This is a genomic window from Providencia sp. PROV189 (genome assembly GCF_028480065.1).
GTDB classification, from domain to species: Bacteria; Pseudomonadota; Gammaproteobacteria; order Enterobacterales; family Enterobacteriaceae; genus Providencia; species Providencia stuartii.
The window spans coordinates 18,020-34,330 of the sequence record NZ_JAMPOG010000050.1 but is presented as its reverse complement, the minus strand read 5'-3'; the positions used below and the strand labels follow the sequence as shown (position 1 = coordinate 34,330).

General features: G+C 40.6%; 15 protein-coding genes and 2 pseudogenes. 5 read left to right on the top strand and 12 right to left on the bottom strand.

Annotated features, from left to right (window positions below; all coding sequences use genetic code 11):
• Window positions 1-268 precede the first annotated feature (268 nt).
• The 3 genes and pseudogenes from PR833_RS19295 to PR833_RS19285 all read left to right on the top strand — a co-directional run bounded on the left by PR833_RS19295 (window position 269) and on the right by PR833_RS19285 (window position 1,528).
• Window positions 269-802 (top strand): hypothetical protein, encoded by a 534-nt coding sequence (locus PR833_RS19295; RefSeq protein ID WP_104873613.1) that lies wholly within the window; start codon window positions 269-271, stop codon window positions 800-802.
• A 99-nt stretch (window positions 803-901) separates the two neighbouring features.
• A pseudogene (locus tag PR833_RS19290) lies at window positions 902-1,078 on the top strand (IS3-like element ISSde8 family transposase); the annotation flags it as partial.
• Between the two features lie 69 nt (window positions 1,079-1,147).
• Window positions 1,148-1,528: a hypothetical protein gene (locus PR833_RS19285; RefSeq protein WP_053110406.1), complete on the top strand. Its 381-nt coding sequence runs from the start codon at window positions 1,148-1,150 to the stop codon at window positions 1,526-1,528.
• 517 nt (window positions 1,529-2,045) lie between these two features.
• Here the strand turns inward: PR833_RS19285 and PR833_RS19280 are convergent.
• Window positions 2,046-2,438: a hypothetical protein gene (locus tag PR833_RS19280; RefSeq protein ID WP_272526440.1), complete on the bottom strand. Its 393-nt coding sequence runs from the start codon at window positions 2,436-2,438 to the stop codon at window positions 2,046-2,048.
• Window positions 2,439-2,536: 98 nt separating this feature from the next.
• Window positions 2,537-3,841, bottom strand: a pseudogene (locus PR833_RS20490) (tyrosine-type recombinase/integrase).
• A gap of 229 nt (window positions 3,842-4,070) precedes the next feature.
• On the opposite strand from PR833_RS20490, the gene mutS reads away from it, so the two are divergent.
• Both mutS and miaE read left to right on the top strand, forming a co-directional pair.
• Window positions 4,071-6,635 carry a DNA mismatch repair protein MutS gene (gene mutS / locus PR833_RS19270; protein ID WP_061064741.1) on the top strand — a complete coding sequence of 855 codons (2,565 nt, stop codon included), beginning with the start codon at window positions 4,071-4,073 and terminating at the stop codon, window positions 6,633-6,635.
• 1 nt (window position 6,636) lies between these two features.
• Entirely contained in the window at window positions 6,637-7,398 is a 762-nt protein-coding gene (gene miaE, locus PR833_RS19265) for a tRNA isopentenyl-2-thiomethyl-A-37 hydroxylase MiaE (RefSeq protein WP_272526439.1), read from the top strand.
• 106 nt (window positions 7,399-7,504) lie between these two features.
• Here miaE and rpoS read toward each other — a convergent pair whose 3' ends face one another.
• The 10 genes from rpoS to cysN all read right to left on the bottom strand — a co-directional run bounded on the left by rpoS (window position 7,505) and on the right by cysN (window position 16,302).
• Window positions 7,505-8,491, bottom strand: a complete 987-nt coding sequence (gene rpoS, locus PR833_RS19260; RefSeq protein ID WP_004922901.1) for an RNA polymerase sigma factor RpoS — start codon at window positions 8,489-8,491, stop codon at window positions 7,505-7,507.
• Between the two features lie 54 nt (window positions 8,492-8,545).
• Window positions 8,546-9,613, bottom strand: coding sequence for a murein hydrolase activator NlpD (nlpD, locus tag PR833_RS19255; RefSeq protein ID WP_014656629.1), 1,068 nt, complete (start codon window positions 9,611-9,613; stop codon window positions 8,546-8,548).
• Window positions 9,614-9,856: 243 nt separating this feature from the next.
• Window positions 9,857-10,483 (bottom strand): protein-L-isoaspartate(D-aspartate) O-methyltransferase, encoded by a 627-nt coding sequence (locus PR833_RS19250; protein WP_004922905.1) that lies wholly within the window; start codon window positions 10,481-10,483, stop codon window positions 9,857-9,859.
• A complete protein-coding gene (gene surE / locus PR833_RS19245; protein ID WP_150375897.1) occupies window positions 10,480-11,241 on the bottom strand; it encodes a 5'/3'-nucleotidase SurE in 762 nt (253 codons plus the stop codon). Before surE ends, PR833_RS19250 begins: the two co-directional genes overlap by 4 nt.
• On the bottom strand, window positions 11,219-12,268 hold the full coding sequence (gene truD / locus PR833_RS19240) for a tRNA pseudouridine(13) synthase TruD (RefSeq protein WP_014656630.1): 1,050 nt from the start codon (window positions 12,266-12,268) through the stop codon (window positions 11,219-11,221). Before truD ends, surE begins: the two co-directional genes overlap by 23 nt.
• Window positions 12,234-12,746 (bottom strand): 2-C-methyl-D-erythritol 2,4-cyclodiphosphate synthase, encoded by a 513-nt coding sequence (ispF, locus tag PR833_RS19235; RefSeq protein WP_004922911.1) that lies wholly within the window; start codon window positions 12,744-12,746, stop codon window positions 12,234-12,236. The genes truD and ispF overlap by 35 nt, the downstream gene beginning before the upstream one ends.
• 12 nt (window positions 12,747-12,758) lie before the next feature.
• A complete protein-coding gene (gene ispD, locus PR833_RS19230; protein ID WP_014656631.1) occupies window positions 12,759-13,481 on the bottom strand; it encodes a 2-C-methyl-D-erythritol 4-phosphate cytidylyltransferase in 723 nt (240 codons plus the stop codon).
• A gap of 68 nt (window positions 13,482-13,549) precedes the next feature.
• Window positions 13,550-13,849 (bottom strand): cell division protein FtsB, encoded by a 300-nt coding sequence (gene ftsB, locus PR833_RS19225; RefSeq protein WP_004922916.1) that lies wholly within the window; start codon window positions 13,847-13,849, stop codon window positions 13,550-13,552.
• A 399-nt stretch (window positions 13,850-14,248) separates the two neighbouring features.
• Entirely contained in the window at window positions 14,249-14,854 is a 606-nt protein-coding gene (gene cysC / locus PR833_RS19220) for an adenylyl-sulfate kinase (protein ID WP_036943996.1), read from the bottom strand.
• A 5-nt stretch (window positions 14,855-14,859) separates the two neighbouring features.
• The gene (gene cysN, locus PR833_RS19215) at window positions 14,860-16,302 is read right to left on the bottom strand and encodes a sulfate adenylyltransferase subunit CysN (protein WP_040132390.1); all 1,443 of its coding nucleotides are present in this window, start codon (window positions 16,300-16,302) and stop codon (window positions 14,860-14,862) included.
• Window positions 16,303-16,311 lie beyond the last annotated feature (9 nt).

Genomic DNA, 16,311 nt, shown 5'->3' with positions numbered 1-16,311 from the left:
TCCACGAAAGTTTAAATAACCTCCCACCGGAGACATACCGTAAACAGTTAGAAATCTCTAATTTGAAGTGTCTTAATTAATGGGGAGTGGACACATGCAATATATAATGAAATGATGAAGTCAAAACTAGATGCTTTGGAGAGAGTTGCAAATAAAGAAAAATGGGATTATCGACGAATACAAAGTGAAGTATTGAACCTACAGCATGAGGCTCGTAAAGGATTCAAAACAGGAAAACTTACATGTGCTTGATTACGAGGATAGGGGCATGAATATCTATACTATTAGTAGTAGCTTCTCATTGGGAAATGGAGTTATTGACTTCTCAGACCCAAAGTCAAGATTATCAAGCTTTTTCATTTGGAATGAAGGGGATGATAAGTTTCTCTCATATTCACTACCAAAAGGTAAAGTACAAAGTACTATGCGGAGTGATAAACTGATGGTTTCAGATTATTTTCCTGCCAATATCGGAGTCCCAGTTTTTTCACAGAGAGCGGTATCTATATTTGAGCGTAGAATTGCATCTGAAATGTCCTTCTATAAATGTACTGTGGAAAATGCTAGTGAAACGATGTCTTTATGTAAGGTAAACAATTACCTTCCAATTATTGACGAGGAAAGAATAACGTTTAGGGAACTTATTGATGGCACTAAACTAATCGATATTCCTGCCTATAAATGTGATAAAGATTTCTTTATAGCGAGAGATAGTGTCTTTTGTGAGCAAATGATTGTCTCTCAACTATTTGTCGATTTATGTAATGAAGAAGGGTTGAATATTGAATTTTCACAATGTTAATGAAGTGTCTGGTTTCTAATGGAAAATATTTTTGGGATGGTCTAATAAAACTGTAGAGATTTATAGCTTATAATTAAGCAAAATCGTATAGGTATAAATATAACCCGAAAAGTAAAAGTGACCTTTAGTGCAAAGCAAAAACTGGAATATGCAAAACTCATGGTTGAAGGGGGATATAGCAATATTCAAGTTGAACAAATATCTGGGGCGGGCAAATCTGCTGTGTCGCGATGGAAGCAACAATACCTTGCTGAGTTAAATTGGGAAGGAGCAGAAAAACAGACTTTGAATGTCACACCTAAAAAACAAACACCAACAACTTCAAAAAAATGCTAAGATAAAATTATGGATAATATATATACTTTTAAAGCCTCCATTGTTAATTGCTATACCGAGAATGACGTTGTTGTTATTGGCGTAGGAGATGACCCTACAAGCCCACAAAATTATCTGATCTTATCAAGATTTGATGATGGGGAGGTTGATGATTCAATTGGCATTCAAACTAGTCTTTCAGAAAGAGAGTATTCTAATGCTATTGATAAAATCACATTAGAAAAAAACACCCTAAAAATTGAAATAAAAACTGACAAAATAAAGGATGTTAGGTTTTCAAATATTTTAGTGTATTTAAATGCTGATCACCTTAACTATAGTACATTGAAAGAATACATAGATACTATTTTCCATGATAGTTCTGCAACAGTAATTATTGAGTCTTTTTGAAGCAATAGAATGAGAGGTTTTACTTTGTAGTAAAACCCTCAAATTTAATTTCCTCAAACAATGGCTGTACCACTACGATGCACTAGATCGGCGCATTCATTAAGTAGTCGAATCATGGGCGCACGGCACACTAAAACGACACGAAACCCATTTTGTGTGGCAAGGACTGCGGTTGCTGCAAAAGTAAGATATCAATACAGTTAAACACCAAACCTATTGCTATAAAGAACACTGTAGCTTTACATTTAATTTTTTTGTAGCAAAACCCTAAATGTAGCATATAATGCGTTGCGAATAGGGTCATACAAAGAAGAAATACATTACCATATACTCCCCTCTTGCATCGTAGTAATTACTAAATAAATTTAATAAGCATAAAACCCCAATTCTATCAAAAAATCCATTTTATTTGATAGATTCAATTAAATGAGTACACCGCTGAGTACAAAACCAATTTTCTAAAATTAAATAATTATAAATCAAGTGAATATATCATCAATTAAGGTTTAATGTGTAATTAAATCTCATCTATATTTATTTTTTCAGCCTCTGCATATATAAAAATAGCAGAAAAATAGCGGTCCAATCTACGGATTTTATTATAAATTTCACTTTTTGCAATGCTGATATCCTGTGTAAGAATTCGATTAAATTCTGCATATAACACCATAAATGGCTTTGAATATGCATTAAGATCTCTACCAACATACATCAAGTTACGAATAATTAGTACATCGCGGGGTGGTAATGAATTTAGAAAACCCCCAAATTTTTGACTTTCTTGGCTAATACCATCAGGAAACGGCATACTCGTAATATTACTAACTAGAGGCATTCCCTTTTTACTTCTTGCATTAATTACAAATTTAGATAGCCTAATAATTTCACGAATTGACGATGATATAGTCATAATAATACTATTCCTAGACAAGTAATTTATATATTTGATAAGAATAATACCAAATTTCACATCAAACCAAAGCGAATTTAAGATTTATTCACAATTAATTAAGACAGGTTAGACTCTCTACCTATTAAACTAAGAACCTGCATATGATCCGCCCATTTCTGCAACCACACCTTACATTCACTCTCATAACGGTATAAATCATACGCTCCTGCAATACCGCTGCGCGAATGCCCAAGTATCGCCTCACCCACTTCATTAGGGCAACCTAATTTAGCCAAGCCCGTACGCACTGTTCGACGTAAATCATGAGGAGACCAAGCAGGAATATCCAACATCTTGCCTTCTTTGCGTAAACGCCATGCGCATTCAGTCAAGTATTTTTGTTGAATAGGTAATTTTGTTACTTGAGATGGAAAAAGATATTTATCAGAATTCATCCGCATTGATTTCAAGTAGGTAATTGCTTAATGCGGCAATTGCACGTGGCGTTTAATTCCTGTCTTAGTTTCTTTCAAATGAATAGTACCTTTTTCAAGATTCACATCATCCCAAGCCATTGCGCACACTTCACCGGTTCGGCAGCCCGTCCAAAGCGTCAGACGGAAAACATTTTTCACAACATTGGTGTAAGCAGAACTAGGCAACCATGCTAAAAATTTCTTGAGTTCATTATCATCTAGATAACGAGTACCTTTATTACTGGTTAGTTTAAACTTAGCTTGCTGCAAGCTCGATTTCGCCAATAAAGCAGGGTTAGCGAAATTATCTTCGAAATACTCTAGACCGATTGCAAACTCATAGGCTGCCGACAGTTCACGCAATACATTACCTGCTTGAACCTTAGCGCCTCGTCCATCAATTTCACGCACAAGCTCAATCACATTTTTTCGGGTTACTTCATGAGCCATAAGCTCACCTAAAACACGAACAACATCGGCTTCAAGCATGCGACGAACTTCTATTTGCCCTTTCTTCTTTCTTGAGCCAGAAATAATTTTACCGTCTTTGCCTTTACGATCTTCGATATGATCAACTAAATAAAGCTCAACAAGTTCTTTTACTGTTAACTGTGTTTTTTGCGGCTGGAGTTGTTTTTGTTTTTTATATTGTTTTTCTTCTTTTAGCTCAGTGACAGGGCATCGGCCTAATTGACGTAACTGTTTAAACTCTTGCAACTTAACGCTAGTCTCAATCAATGCTATTTGAGGAAAATTACCGACTTTTAGCTGTACAAGTTTACCTATAACTGGGCTACTATATCGGTAGAAAACGGTCTTACTGGCTGTTATGCCACAAAAAACACGTAAACCAGAGCTTTCGCTGGATTCAGAACTATTTTTACACTTAAGTTTATCGCTGCGATACTGTGTTAAGAATGGTTTTACTGATGATTTTTGGCTCATAAGTGTTACCCTAATTAACGCTTATTATAAAAGTATTCAATGTGTTTAGACTAAAGTGCAGATTGGTGCATTTACAATGCTCATTGGGTTTTAGCCCCATAAACAGCCTACATTTTAACCTACACTCAATCATGGGATTCTGTGACATTCTCTACAATAAAATGGAGTCTAATGAGACAGCCAACGGACACAGGATTAAATAAATTCAACAGATTAGACAAACAAGCTTATGACTGATAACCAAAATTTTGAATCCCACACACCAATGATGCAGCAGTATTTAAAACTAAAAGCACAACATCCTGACATATTGCTGTTCTATCGTATGGGGGATTTTTACGAGCTTTTCTTTGATGATGCCAAAAAAGCGTCTCAATTATTAGATATTTCGCTCACCAAACGAGGGCAAACGGCGGGTCAGCCTATTCCAATGGCAGGTGTACCACACCATGCGGCCGAAAACTATTTAGCAAAATTGGTGCAACTGGGTGAATCTGTCGCGATATGCGAACAAATTGGTGATCCCGCAACGAGTAAAGGTCCTGTTGAACGTAAAGTCGTACGTATTGTTACACCGGGTACAATCACCGATGAAGCATTACTGAATGAGCGGCAAGACAATCTATTGGCCTCAGTCTGGCAAGAGCCTCAAGGCTATGGCTTTGCAACCTTAGATATCACGTCGGGGCGCTTTATCATTAGTGAATTCGATGACGAAGAGTCTCTACAAGCAGAGCTACAACGTACTCGCCCTGCTGAATTACTCTATCCCGAAGACTTTGCGAGTATGGCGTTAATCGAAAACTGTAAAGGCCTACGTCGTCGGCCTCTATGGGAATTCGAGCTAGAAACAGCAAAACAGCAGCTTGGCCTACAATTTGGCACAAAAGACTTAATTGGGTTTGGGGTCGAAAATGCCTCGAGAGCGCTACGCGCTGCTGGCTGCCTTCTCCAATACGTCAAAGATACTCAACGTACGGCATTACCTCATATCCGTAGCATCATCATGGAAAAACAAACAGATAACGTTATTCTGGATGCTGCAACACGTCGTAATCTTGAGATCACGCAAAACTTATCTGGCGGCACAGATAATACTTTAGCGTCTATTTTGGATTTATGCGTTACCCCGATGGGAAGCCGCATGCTCAAGCGTTGGCTTCATACCCCATTGCGCCATATACAAACACTAACGAATCGCCAACAAGCTATCGCCGCCTTACAAGAGTGTGGTTTCGAGCTATTACAGCCATTACTACGTCAAATTGGTGATTTAGAGCGTGTACTTGCCCGTTTAGCTTTACGCTCTGCTCGCCCTCGCGATTTAGCACGTATGCGCCACGCTTTTGAACAGTACCAAGAGATTCATCAAATCCTCAACCAATCTAACAGCGAATATCTGCAAAACTTGCAAAAACGTATTAACCAGTTTGATGAGCTACAGGATTTACTGCAACGTGCGATTATTGATGCACCGCCTGTATTGGTGCGTGACGGTGGCGTTATCGCTCCGGGTTATAATAGCGAACTCGATGAATGGCGAGCACTTGCCGATGGAGCTACAGACTATCTTGATAGACTAGAAATTCGCGAAAAAGAGAAGCTGGGCATTGATACCCTTAAAGTGGGCTACAATGCGGTACACGGCTATTTTATTCAGGTCAGTCGCGGTCAGAGTCATTTAGTTCCTATTCATTATGTACGTCGTCAAACGCTGAAAAATGCGGAACGTTACATTATTCCTGAACTAAAAGAGTACGAAGACAAAGTCTTAACCTCAAAAAGTAAAGCGTTAGCTATCGAAAAAGCACTCTATGATGAGCTTTTCGATATGCTATTGCCACATTTGGCAGACTTGCAAATCAGTGCGGAGGCTCTTGCAGAGCTCGATGTGCTCAATAACTTAGCTGAGCGTGCTGAAACACTTGGCTATGCTTGCCCACAACTCACAGATAAACCAGGGATCCACATTACTGAAGGACGCCACCCTGTGGTCGAGCAAGTCCTGAGTGAACCATTTATTTCTAATCCGCTTTCACTTTCCCCACAACGTCGCCTACTTATCATTACAGGCCCTAATATGGGGGGTAAAAGTACCTATATGCGCCAAACTGCATTGATAACACTACTTGCCTATATTGGTAGTTTCGTACCTGCAACAAAAGCGGTCATTGGACCTGTTGATCGTATTTTTACCCGTGTTGGCGCATCCGATGACTTAGCCTCCGGGCGTTCAACCTTCATGGTTGAAATGACTGAAACGGCTAATATTTTACACAATGCAACAGAGCAAAGTTTAGTCCTAATGGATGAAATTGGTCGAGGCACTTCAACCTATGATGGTTTGTCACTTGCTTGGGCTTGTGCTGAAAACTTAGTTAACCGAATCAAGTCCATGACTTTATTTGCCACACATTACTTTGAATTAACAACCTTACCTGAAAAATTAGAAGGCGCGGTCAATATTCACCTTGATGCAATGGAGCACGGCGACACCATCGCCTTTATGCACAATGTTCAAGAAGGAGCAGCAAGTAAAAGTTATGGCCTTGCGGTAGCCTCTCTAGCAGGCGTCCCTAAAGATGTTATTAAGCGTGCCAAACAAAAGCTCAAAGAGTTAGAAATTATTTCAAATAATACCAACGCGAGCCATGTTGATAGCGCACAACTCAGCTTCTTAGTGCCAGAAGAGCCATCCCCTGTTCTTAGCGCTCTTGAAAGTATCGACCCTGATAAGTTAACGCCAAGGCAAGCGTTAGATTGGTTATATCGTTTAAAGGAAATGGATAAGTAGTATGCAAGACCACACTGAACTTCTAGCGCCTATCAGGCAGTTTTTACGCTGTGAAACGCCTGATAGTTGGGTTAAAAAAGCCAGTGAACCAGAAAGCCTCCCTATACTCTTAAAAGATCATCTATTATGTGAGCTAAAGGCGGCGCAAAGTGCGATGTTTTTGATCCGTAAATATGCGGTTGATAAAGAGAGTGCGGCAACATTGCTTGCTTGGTTTAAGCCTTATGAAGACTTTGCCTACGATCGTATTGGTGATATTCATACGCTAAAGAATAAAAACCAAATATCAAAACAGATCTTGGCGAAACAGCAGTCACCCTATAGCCAAGATTTAATTGATAAAATGGTACTCTTGATTAAAGAAGAGCTGCACCATTTTTATCAAGTGCTGGAAATTATGCATCAGCGAAATATTGCTTATGATGGTATAACGGCAAGTCGATACGCTAAAGGGCTATTCAGTCATATGAGTGGTCATGAACCACAAACATTGGTCGATAAACTGATTATTGGTGCTTATATTGAAGCTCGATCATGTGAACGTTTCGCGAAATTGGCTCCTTTTCTAGACGATGATTTGGCGAGCTTTTATGTCTCATTACTGCGCTCAGAAGCGAGGCACTATCAAGATTACCTACAGTTAGCGCAATCAATCAGTAAAACAGATATTAGCGAGCGTGTTGAGATGTTCGGTCTCGTTGAAGCCGAACTTATCACCTCAGTAGACCACGATTTTAAATTTCATAGTGGCGTTCCTGTGTGACGGTAAGCTAAAGTCTATGATGAGAAACTCGACCATTTATTATCATTAACGAAAAAAGCCCTCAATCAAATATTGAGGGCTTTCGTTATGGTATTCACAAAGATATTTACATATTAAATAAGGCTTCTAAGGAAAGCTCCTCTCCTTGTAAAATATCTTTTAACCGCCTTAGCCCTTCCACTTGTATCTGGCGCACCCTTTCTCTTGTTAACCCAATTTCTCGGCCAACTTCTTCTAGCGTCTCAGCTTCATAGCCTAATAGCCCAAAACGCCGAGCAAGGACTTCTCGCTGCTTTGGATTCAATTCAAATAACCACTTCACAATATTCTCTTTTAAGTTGTTATCTTGAATTGTATGCTCTGGGCCTGATTCATTCTCATCAGAGAGAACTTCAAGTAAAGATTTCTCTGAATCGCCAGCAATAGGCGTATCGACCGATGTAATACGTTCATTTAAACGCAACATACGGCTGACATCTTCTACTGGTTTATCAAGCTGTTCAGCGATTTCCTCAGCGCTAGGCTCGTGGTCGAGTTTTTGCGCTAATTCGCGGGCAGTTCTAAGATAAATATTGAGCTCTTTGACGATATGAATTGGGAGGCGGATGGTTCTAGTTTGATTCATGATGGCACGTTCAATCGTTTGACGGATCCACCATGTCGCATACGTTGAGAAGCGGAACCCCTTTTCAGGATCAAACTTTTCAACAGCGCGAATTAACCCTAGATTACCTTCCTCAATAAGATCTAATAATGCTAATCCCCGATTATTATAACGTCGAGAGATCTTAACAACTAACCGAAGATTACTTTCAATCATGCGCTGACGTGAAGCAACATCTCCACGTAGCGCTCTCCTCGCGTAGAAGACTTCTTCTTCGGCAGTTAGGAGCGGAGAGAATCCAATTTCACTGAGATAAATTTGAGTGGCATCCAGAACACGCTGATTCGTGTTCTGGAGTAAATCCATTTCATCATCTAGTTCAGTAACCAGATCCTCTTCTTTGAACTGACTCTCATCAAAAGCATCATCCATCATGCTATCGTCGAGGTCATTGTATAACTCGTTAGCTTTCAGCGAACTTTGGCTCATCAGTGACTCCTACCCTTGATAATGAGGGCAGAATGTCATTGCACTCTGCCCAGTTTATCGCTGCGGTAAGTAGCGCAGCGGGTTTACTGATTTTCCCTTGTAACGAATTTCAAAATGTAATCTAACCGAACTCGTTCCGGTACTACCCATCGTGGCTATTTTCTGACCCGCGGCAACATCCTGCTGGTCACGCACAAGTAACGTATCGTTATGTGCATAAGCACTCAAGTAGTCATCGTTATGTTTTATTATTATAAGATTTCCATATCCGCGTAGTGCATTTCCTGCATAAACCACTTTACCTGGAGCAGAAGCAAGTACAGGTTGACCTCGTGAACCGGCAATATCAATGCCTTTATTTCCACCTTGAGCATCAGAGAAACCTTCTATTGTTTTCCCTTCCGCTGGCCAACGCCATTTTATCGATGAGCTATTTGTACTGCTTGCTGTCGTCGTAGAGGCGGTAGAAGCTGCCGTCGTTGTTGTTGCCGTAGAAGTTTGCGTTGCAGGCTTCTTATTATTAGGCAACATCTTACCTGAATTTTGACCGCTTCCATTTGCAGGATACGCATTAGTTGTTCGAAGATCAACCGGTTGCTGATTACTATTTGATGAATTTGAGGCCAATTGCCCGTTTGAGTTCACATTTCCGTTACCAATATTGATCACTTGCCCAACATTTAGGCTATAAGGCTCTGCAATATTGTTTTTAGCTGCTAACTCACGGAAATCATTACCAGTTATATAAGCAATATAGAATAGTGTATCACCGCGTTGTACGGTGTAAGTACTGCCACTGTAGCTACCTTTAGGGATGCTACCATAGTCGCGGTTATAGATAATACGCCCTTGCCCATCCATATTGACTGGGGCAGAGGTACGAATAGATGATGAAGAATTCGAAGACAAATTAGGTCGAGAAGAAGGCATCGCTGTACTTGTACCACCAGTAGGTGCCGTTCTTTGAACAGTTTGTTGACTTGATTGACTCGTCTGACCGTCATTTACGCTAGAAATAGGCGCTGCTGTATGGTACGGAGTTGAACATCCAGCCAATAATGCCCCGCTAAATGAAAAGATCACCGCCCATCGAATTCTGCTTATTGGGCTAACAATTTTCATGCTTCTTCTCCCGTGAAGAAAAATCTGACATAGCAAATAAATTTGTGTCAGTAAAACATTAGAGCCTGTTAGCTCTCGTCACTAAAAGTATTTTGCTTATTAAAGCAGAAATATAAAATATTGAACAAGCCAAATATATCAAAAATATAACAATTTGAGATTATGACTTAATGGAAAATACAACATTCTTAACTTTAAGCTGTTAAAGTGCCCTATTTTACCAAATATGACTATAAGCAAAAATTACGCTAAGTCACCCGCTACTAGCGGAACAAAACGTACTTTTTCGACCACATTAGCATGATAATCATTCCCTCGGCGCGTAATTAGCTTCAGCGCTTGATCTTTATCCCCCACAGGCAGAACCAAGCGCCCGCCTTCTTTTAATTGCTGTAGTAACCGAGGCGGAATTTCACTGGGTGCCGCCGTCACGATAATTGCATCAAAAGGCCCTTTAGATTGCCAGCCTTCCCAGCCATCACCATGACGAGTGGAGATATTATGTAAATCAAGCTGCTTAAAACGACGTTTTGCCGTCCATTGCAAACTTTTTACCCTTTCAACAGAAAAAACATGTTTTGCAAGGTGCGCTAAAACAGCGGTTTGATAACCTGACCCTGTACCGATTTCTAATACATGATCTTCTGGCTTAATCGCCAGTAATGCAGTCATTTTTGCAACAATATAAGGTTGAGAGATAGTTTGCCCATAACCGATAGGTAATGGAATATTATCATAAGCCTTATGCGATAGGGCTTCGTCAACAAAGCGTTCACGAGGAACCTGTGACAAAGCATCTAACAGACGCTCATCGTGAATTCCCTGTTGGCGTAGTTGTGCCAAAAGTTCTTTCATGAGGCCTGTTCTCATTTTACTTTCACTCCCGATTTTTCTAACCACTCTTCAACTAATGAATGTGCTTTATACGCTGTTAAGTCAACTTGTAATGGGGTAATTGAAACATAACCTTGTGATACGGCTTCAAAATCAGTACCCGGCCCAGCATCACGGATCTCCCCTACAGGCCCTAGCCAATACAACATATTACCTTTAGGATCTTCAAGGTTGTAGACTTCTGAAGCAGCATGACGGCTACCACAGCGAGTGACTTTGAGCCCTTTAACATCCTCATAAGGGATATCAGGAACGTTAATGTTTAGTATGTTACCTGCCCGTAAAGGGTTTTTATGTAATAACGCGAGAATATCACAGGTTATTTTTGCAGCAGTTTCAAAATGGGTATCTCCATCCAATGATACCGCAATTGAAGGTAACCCTAAGTGCCTCCCTTCCATCGCCGCAGCAACTGTCCCTGAATAGATCACATCATCACCTAAATTAGGCCCACAGTTAATTCCTGACACAACAATATCCGGTCGCGGCCTAACGACTTTATTCACACCAATGTAAACACAATCTGTTGGCGTACCTTCTTGTACAGAAAAGTCACCATTAGCAAGAGTTTGGATCCTTAAAGGCCTATCTAACGTTAATGCGTTCGATGCCCCACTACGGTTGCGATCAGGCGCAATCACTTGCACCTGATAATATTGACGTAAAGCGGCCGCCAATGTCTGGATCCCCGGTGCAGTCACACCATCGTCGTTACTCAATAATATCTTTAACATCGGCACTATCCTGATTAATGATTTCTCGCACCACGCTTGTTGCAAAGCTTCCTGAATTAAGGAAAAAATTGAGTTTTAATGTAGTCTGGTCAATCCATTGCCATTGAAAATTTTGCGGTTTCACAATCATCGCTCTTCGTGTCGATGAGACGCGTTCGTTTTTCATCAGTGTCATCAAAGAGTGATAGCTTTCTAAGCTGTTGGTTTCAAAAACTAGTGCATCCTCTTGCGTACCTAATTCGCCATCACCGGGCAAAGGCGCAGTGATACTCAATTCGCCAGAAGCAACACGCGCTTGCAAGGTAGGCAACTCTTCTGCCGTTGCAACAAACCAACTTCCACGCCCTGTTAGTTGTAGCGCATCACCAAGTAATACTTGGTTTATGGTTTGGTTTTCAATCCGTTCACTTGCAACATGGTTAAACATAGCACTACGTGCGGCAGATAAATAGAAACTACGCTTATTACGTTCACGAACCGTAATTTCTTGGTTCGCCCAACGTAATGCTTGGGTTAAGTTTTGCCCATCACGGCCAAACCTTTGTTCCCCAAAATAATTCGGAATGCCTTGTTCTGCAACTTTCTGTAAACGAGCCTCAACATCCTCAGGTACTGAAATATCCCGGATCGTCAATTCAAACTGGTTGCCTTTCAATGTTCCAATACGTAACTTGCGTTTTTGTCTCGTTGTCGCGATGACTCTACAACCATCAAGCTGCCATAATGAAAAATCAGGCGTTTCTTTACCTGGCATTTGTAAACAAAACCACTGTTCAGTCACTGCATTACGGTCTTTTAAACCCGCATAGCTCACTGAACGAGCTGAAATTTTTGCAAATTTAGCTAACTGTTCAGCCACAAATAATGTGTTGCAACCTGTTTTTTCAACGCGAACCATAACGTGTTCGCCTTCGCCGTCCAGTTCGAAGCCAAGATCTTCTTTGACAATAAAATCTTCTGGCTGACTTTTTAGCTTACCTGTTGAGAGAGGTTTACCATGCAGGTACTGTACATTCATGAGTTTCATTACCATTATCTTTCACTAACAGCACTACCGCCGCACATGCAATGCCCTCTTTACGCCCAACAAACCCCAATTGCTCGGTTGTTGTTGCTTTGACATTAATATCATCCATGTGACATTCAAGATCTTCAGCAATATTGACGCGCATTTGCGGGATATGTGGCAACATTTTTGGTGCTTGAGCCATAATAGTGACATCAATATTTCCAATGCTGTAGCCTTTTTCTCGAACATGGCAGTAAGCTTTTTTTAGCAATATGCGGCTATCTGCACCTTTGTATGCAGGGTCGGTATCAGGGAAGAGCTTACCAATATCACCAAGTGCTGCTGCACCTAAAATAGCATCTGTTACTGCGTGTAATACCACATCACCGTCAGAGTGTGCCAATAAACCGTGTTCATAAGGGATACGGACACCACCAATAATGATAGGACCATCACCGCCGAACTTATGCACATCAAAACCGTGCCCAATTCTCATTATTTATTCCTTTTATTTCATTCTAGAAAGATAAAATTCCGCCAGTGCCAGATCTTCTGGTCGAGTCACTTTCAGGTTATCAGAACGTCCTGAAACTAATACAGGTTGATAGCCGCAATATTCAAGTGCAGAGGCTTCATCTGTGATAACCGCATTCTCTTTCAAAGCTTTACTTAAGCAATCTCGCAATAACAACAAAGGGAAAAATTGTGGGGTCAATGCATGCCATAAGGCTTCCCGCTCCACTGTATGATCGATGAGATCAGAAGCTTTTCGGCTCCGTTTCATGGTATCCCTGACCGGAGCTGCCAAGATCCCTCCACAACAATTTTTTGTTGATAATTGAATAATTTTATTTAAATCGTCTTGATGCAAACAGGGGCGTGCCGCATCGTGCACTAATACCCACTTATTATGCATATTGCCGTCTTGGGCTAAAAAGTCTAACCCTGCTAATACCGAATCTGCTCGCTCTTTGCCACCTTCAACTGTCGTCACGCGTGAATCTTGCGCAATATCAAGCTTAGCAAAATAGTCGTCATCAGGACTCAACGCGATAACAACACTGGCAACATGAGGATTCAATAGCAATGCATTAATTGTATGCTCAATGATAGTTTTCCCTGCAACCTGCAAGTACTGTTTTGGGCAATCGGCCTTCATACGACTACCAATACCTGCCGCGGGAATTATCGCAACCACTTGCGAATCTACCCCAATTATTGAGTTATTCATTATGTTGGATCTTACATTGAAATTAATGACCGATAGATATAACAGATTATAAAAGAGTTTATAACTTATTAATTTTTAGATTCTTTTTGGTTATTACTCTCTTTTACCATTCTATAAAATGATTCACCAGGTTTGATCATTCCAAGCTCTGTACGGGCACGCTCTTCAATAGCATCTTGACCATCGTTCAAGTCATTAATTTCAGCAAATAGCTGCTCATTACGCACTTTTAAGCGAGAATTGATAATTTCTTGCGCCGCAACATCGTCTTTGACTCGGACGTAATCGTGAATGCCATTTTTCCCTAACCATAGAGAATATTGTGTCCAAGCCAATACGGCGATTAATAGAAGCGTTAATTTGCCCATTTTGCCCCCTGAAATGATTAGCTAATCATCCCATAACTGAGCTCATGACGCTACTATGAAGAAAGTAATGTCATAAAAGTAAGTAAAAATTACCGGTTAAATGGCTAAATTTTACTCAAATTAATGTTAACAATATGTCCTTTGTTTAATTTCTCATCCAGAATCAAATCTTATCTCTATGCCTATCATCAAACTATTACCTAACTGAGTAAAATTCACCAACGAAAACACGAGCCTTCATGCAAAATATTTTGCACTTATGTAACGCCACTATAGAAGACCAAGACTAACCCAAGTGGGTCTTATGTTCAGGAAAGCTAAGGGGAAATGACAGATGAACGTGAAGAGATGTTACTGAAAATCGCGTCTATCCAGTAACATCATCTCATGAAGAATAGTTTAAATCTTAATCACTTGTTGATGAGTTAACAGATGAATAATCCTTGTCACCGAGTCGTTGATAGGCTGTAAACCATCAAGCCGTAACTCGGGTTTTAGCGGCTCTTGGTAAGGAGAATCGATCCCCGTAAACTGTTTAATTTTTCCTGCTCTGGCCTGTTTATAAAGCCCTTTAGGATCGCGCTGTTCACACACTTCTACGGGGGTTGCTACGTAAAGCTCAAAAAATTGATTTTCTTCAAATAGGTCACGAACACGCGCTCTATCTGCCTGATAAGGCGATATAAAAGCCGTTGCGACGATTAGGCCAGCATCGACCATCAATTTAGCTACTTCACCAATCCGGCGGATATTTTCTTGTCTATCCGCCTCGCTAAACCCTAAATCACCACATAAACCATGACGTACATTATCACCATCAAGCAGATAGGTTTTTATTCCCATCGCGGCTAAAGCTTGCTCAGTCGCTCCCGCTAATGTCGATTTACCTGATCCTGATAACCCTGTAAACCACAATACCGCGCCTTTATGCCCATTTGCCACTTCTCTAGCTTGCCGAGTGACGGGATGATCGTGCCAAACAATATGATTATCCGTTAGCGCCATCATGTTTATTTTCCACCGAGTAAATCACGCGCTCCCCAATGAGGGAAATGGCGTCGAATCAATTTATTGAGTTCAATTTCAAACTCGCTAAAGTTATCTTTTTGCTCAATAAACTGTCCGGTAACCTCACGTACTAAGCCGGCTCCCGCAGTAACATTCGTGAGCCTATCAATTAGGATCATGCCACCTGTATCAGCATTGTGTTGATAGTTATCTAATAATAGTGGCTCATCAAAAGAGAACTCCACCAGCCCAATACCATTAAGCGGCAGTTCAGTAGCGACCTTTTGTGTTAAGTTATTAACATCGACTTGATAGTGAATATTTTCAACTTTGGCGCGACTTCTTTTGCCCGCGATTTTGATATCCAACTGTTGCCCTTGAACAAGTGGCTGCTCCGACATCCAAACCACATCAATCAAGGCATGATGAGTGCTCTGCAACGTATCGTTTTCTGCAACAATTAAATCTCCACGGCTAATATCAATCTCATCTTCTAACACTAATGTGATTGCTTCCCCCGGAACAGCAAACTGCAAAGCACCATCGAATGTAATGATATCTTTAACTTTAGAGACTTGACCCGATGGTAATGCTTTAACAGATTGACCGATACTCACAATCCCTGAAGATAAGGTTCCACTATAGCCTCTAAAGTCCAAGTTTGGCCGATTCACATATTGGATCGGGAAGCGTAATGCCTGCTCTGAGGCTTTTTGCTGGACTTGAACATTTTCTAAAATGTGTAGTAGTGTTTCACCTTGATACCATGGAATATTTTGGCTTTTGTTAACAATATTATCGCCATCAAGAGCAGAAATCGGTACAAACCAAACATTCAGATCAACAGGTAATTCGGTAGCAAATTTTTGGTAGTCTTGCTTAATTTTTTCGAATACAGCTTCACTGTAATCCACTAAATCCATCTTATTAACTGCTACAATTAAGTGACGGATACCCAGCAGTGTACTAATAAAGCTGTGACGTCGAGTTTGCTCTTGAACTCCTTTTCGAGCATCGATCAACAAAATAGACAGTGAGCAAGTTGAGGCGCCTGTCGCCATGTTACGCGTATATTGTTCATGGCCCGGCGTATCCGCAATAATAAATTTGCGCTTTTGGGTCGAAAAATAGCGGTAAGCGACATCAATCGTAATACCTTGTTCACGCTCCGCAGCAAGGCCATCCACCAGCAATGCTAAATCTAATTTTTCTCCTTGTGTGCCTATACGCTTACTGTCATTTTGCAACACAGAAAGTTGATCTTCATAAATTTGTCGAGTGTCATGTAATAAGCGACCAATCAGGGTACTTTTACCATCATCAACATTGCCACAGGTTAGAAAGCGTAATAGCCCTTTGTGTTGCTGTGCTAATAAGTAGCCTTCAACTCCACCTTGTTGCTTAATTTGTTCCGCAATAATTTCGTTGTATGCTAAATCTGCCATAACGTTTCC

Excerpts from the sequence above, each read along its gene's own strand:
- PR833_RS19295 (WP_104873613.1), top strand. The coding sequence starts at position 269 with ATGAATATCTATACTATTAGTAGTAGCTTCTCATTGGGAAATGGAGTT.
- PR833_RS19285 (WP_053110406.1), top strand. The coding sequence starts at position 1,148 with ATGGATAATATATATACTTTTAAAGCCTCCATTGTTAATTGCTATACC.
- PR833_RS19280 (WP_272526440.1), bottom strand. The coding sequence starts at position 2,438 with ATGACTATATCATCGTCAATTCGTGAAATTATTAGGCTATCTAAATTT.
- mutS (WP_061064741.1), top strand. The coding sequence starts at position 4,071 with ATGACTGATAACCAAAATTTTGAATCCCACACACCAATGATGCAGCAG.
- miaE (WP_272526439.1), top strand. The coding sequence starts at position 6,637 with ATGCAAGACCACACTGAACTTCTAGCGCCTATCAGGCAGTTTTTACGC.
- rpoS (WP_004922901.1), bottom strand. The coding sequence starts at position 8,491 with ATGAGCCAAAGTTCGCTGAAAGCTAACGAGTTATACAATGACCTCGAC.
- nlpD (WP_014656629.1), bottom strand. The coding sequence starts at position 9,613 with ATGAAAATTGTTAGCCCAATAAGCAGAATTCGATGGGCGGTGATCTTT.
- PR833_RS19250 (WP_004922905.1), bottom strand. The coding sequence starts at position 10,483 with ATGAGAACAGGCCTCATGAAAGAACTTTTGGCACAACTACGCCAACAG.
- surE (WP_150375897.1), bottom strand. The coding sequence starts at position 11,241 with ATGTTAAAGATATTATTGAGTAACGACGATGGTGTGACTGCACCGGGG.
- truD (WP_014656630.1), bottom strand. The coding sequence starts at position 12,268 with ATGAAACTCATGAATGTACAGTACCTGCATGGTAAACCTCTCTCAACA.
- ispF (WP_004922911.1), bottom strand. The coding sequence starts at position 12,746 with ATGAGAATTGGGCACGGTTTTGATGTGCATAAGTTCGGCGGTGATGGT.
- ispD (WP_014656631.1), bottom strand. The coding sequence starts at position 13,481 with ATGAATAACTCAATAATTGGGGTAGATTCGCAAGTGGTTGCGATAATT.
- ftsB (WP_004922916.1), bottom strand. The coding sequence starts at position 13,849 with ATGGGCAAATTAACGCTTCTATTAATCGCCGTATTGGCTTGGACACAA.
- cysC (WP_036943996.1), bottom strand. The coding sequence starts at position 14,854 with ATGGCGCTAACGGATAATCATATTGTTTGGCACGATCATCCCGTCACT.
- cysN (WP_040132390.1), bottom strand. The coding sequence starts at position 16,302 with ATGGCAGATTTAGCATACAACGAAATTATTGCGGAACAAATTAAGCAA.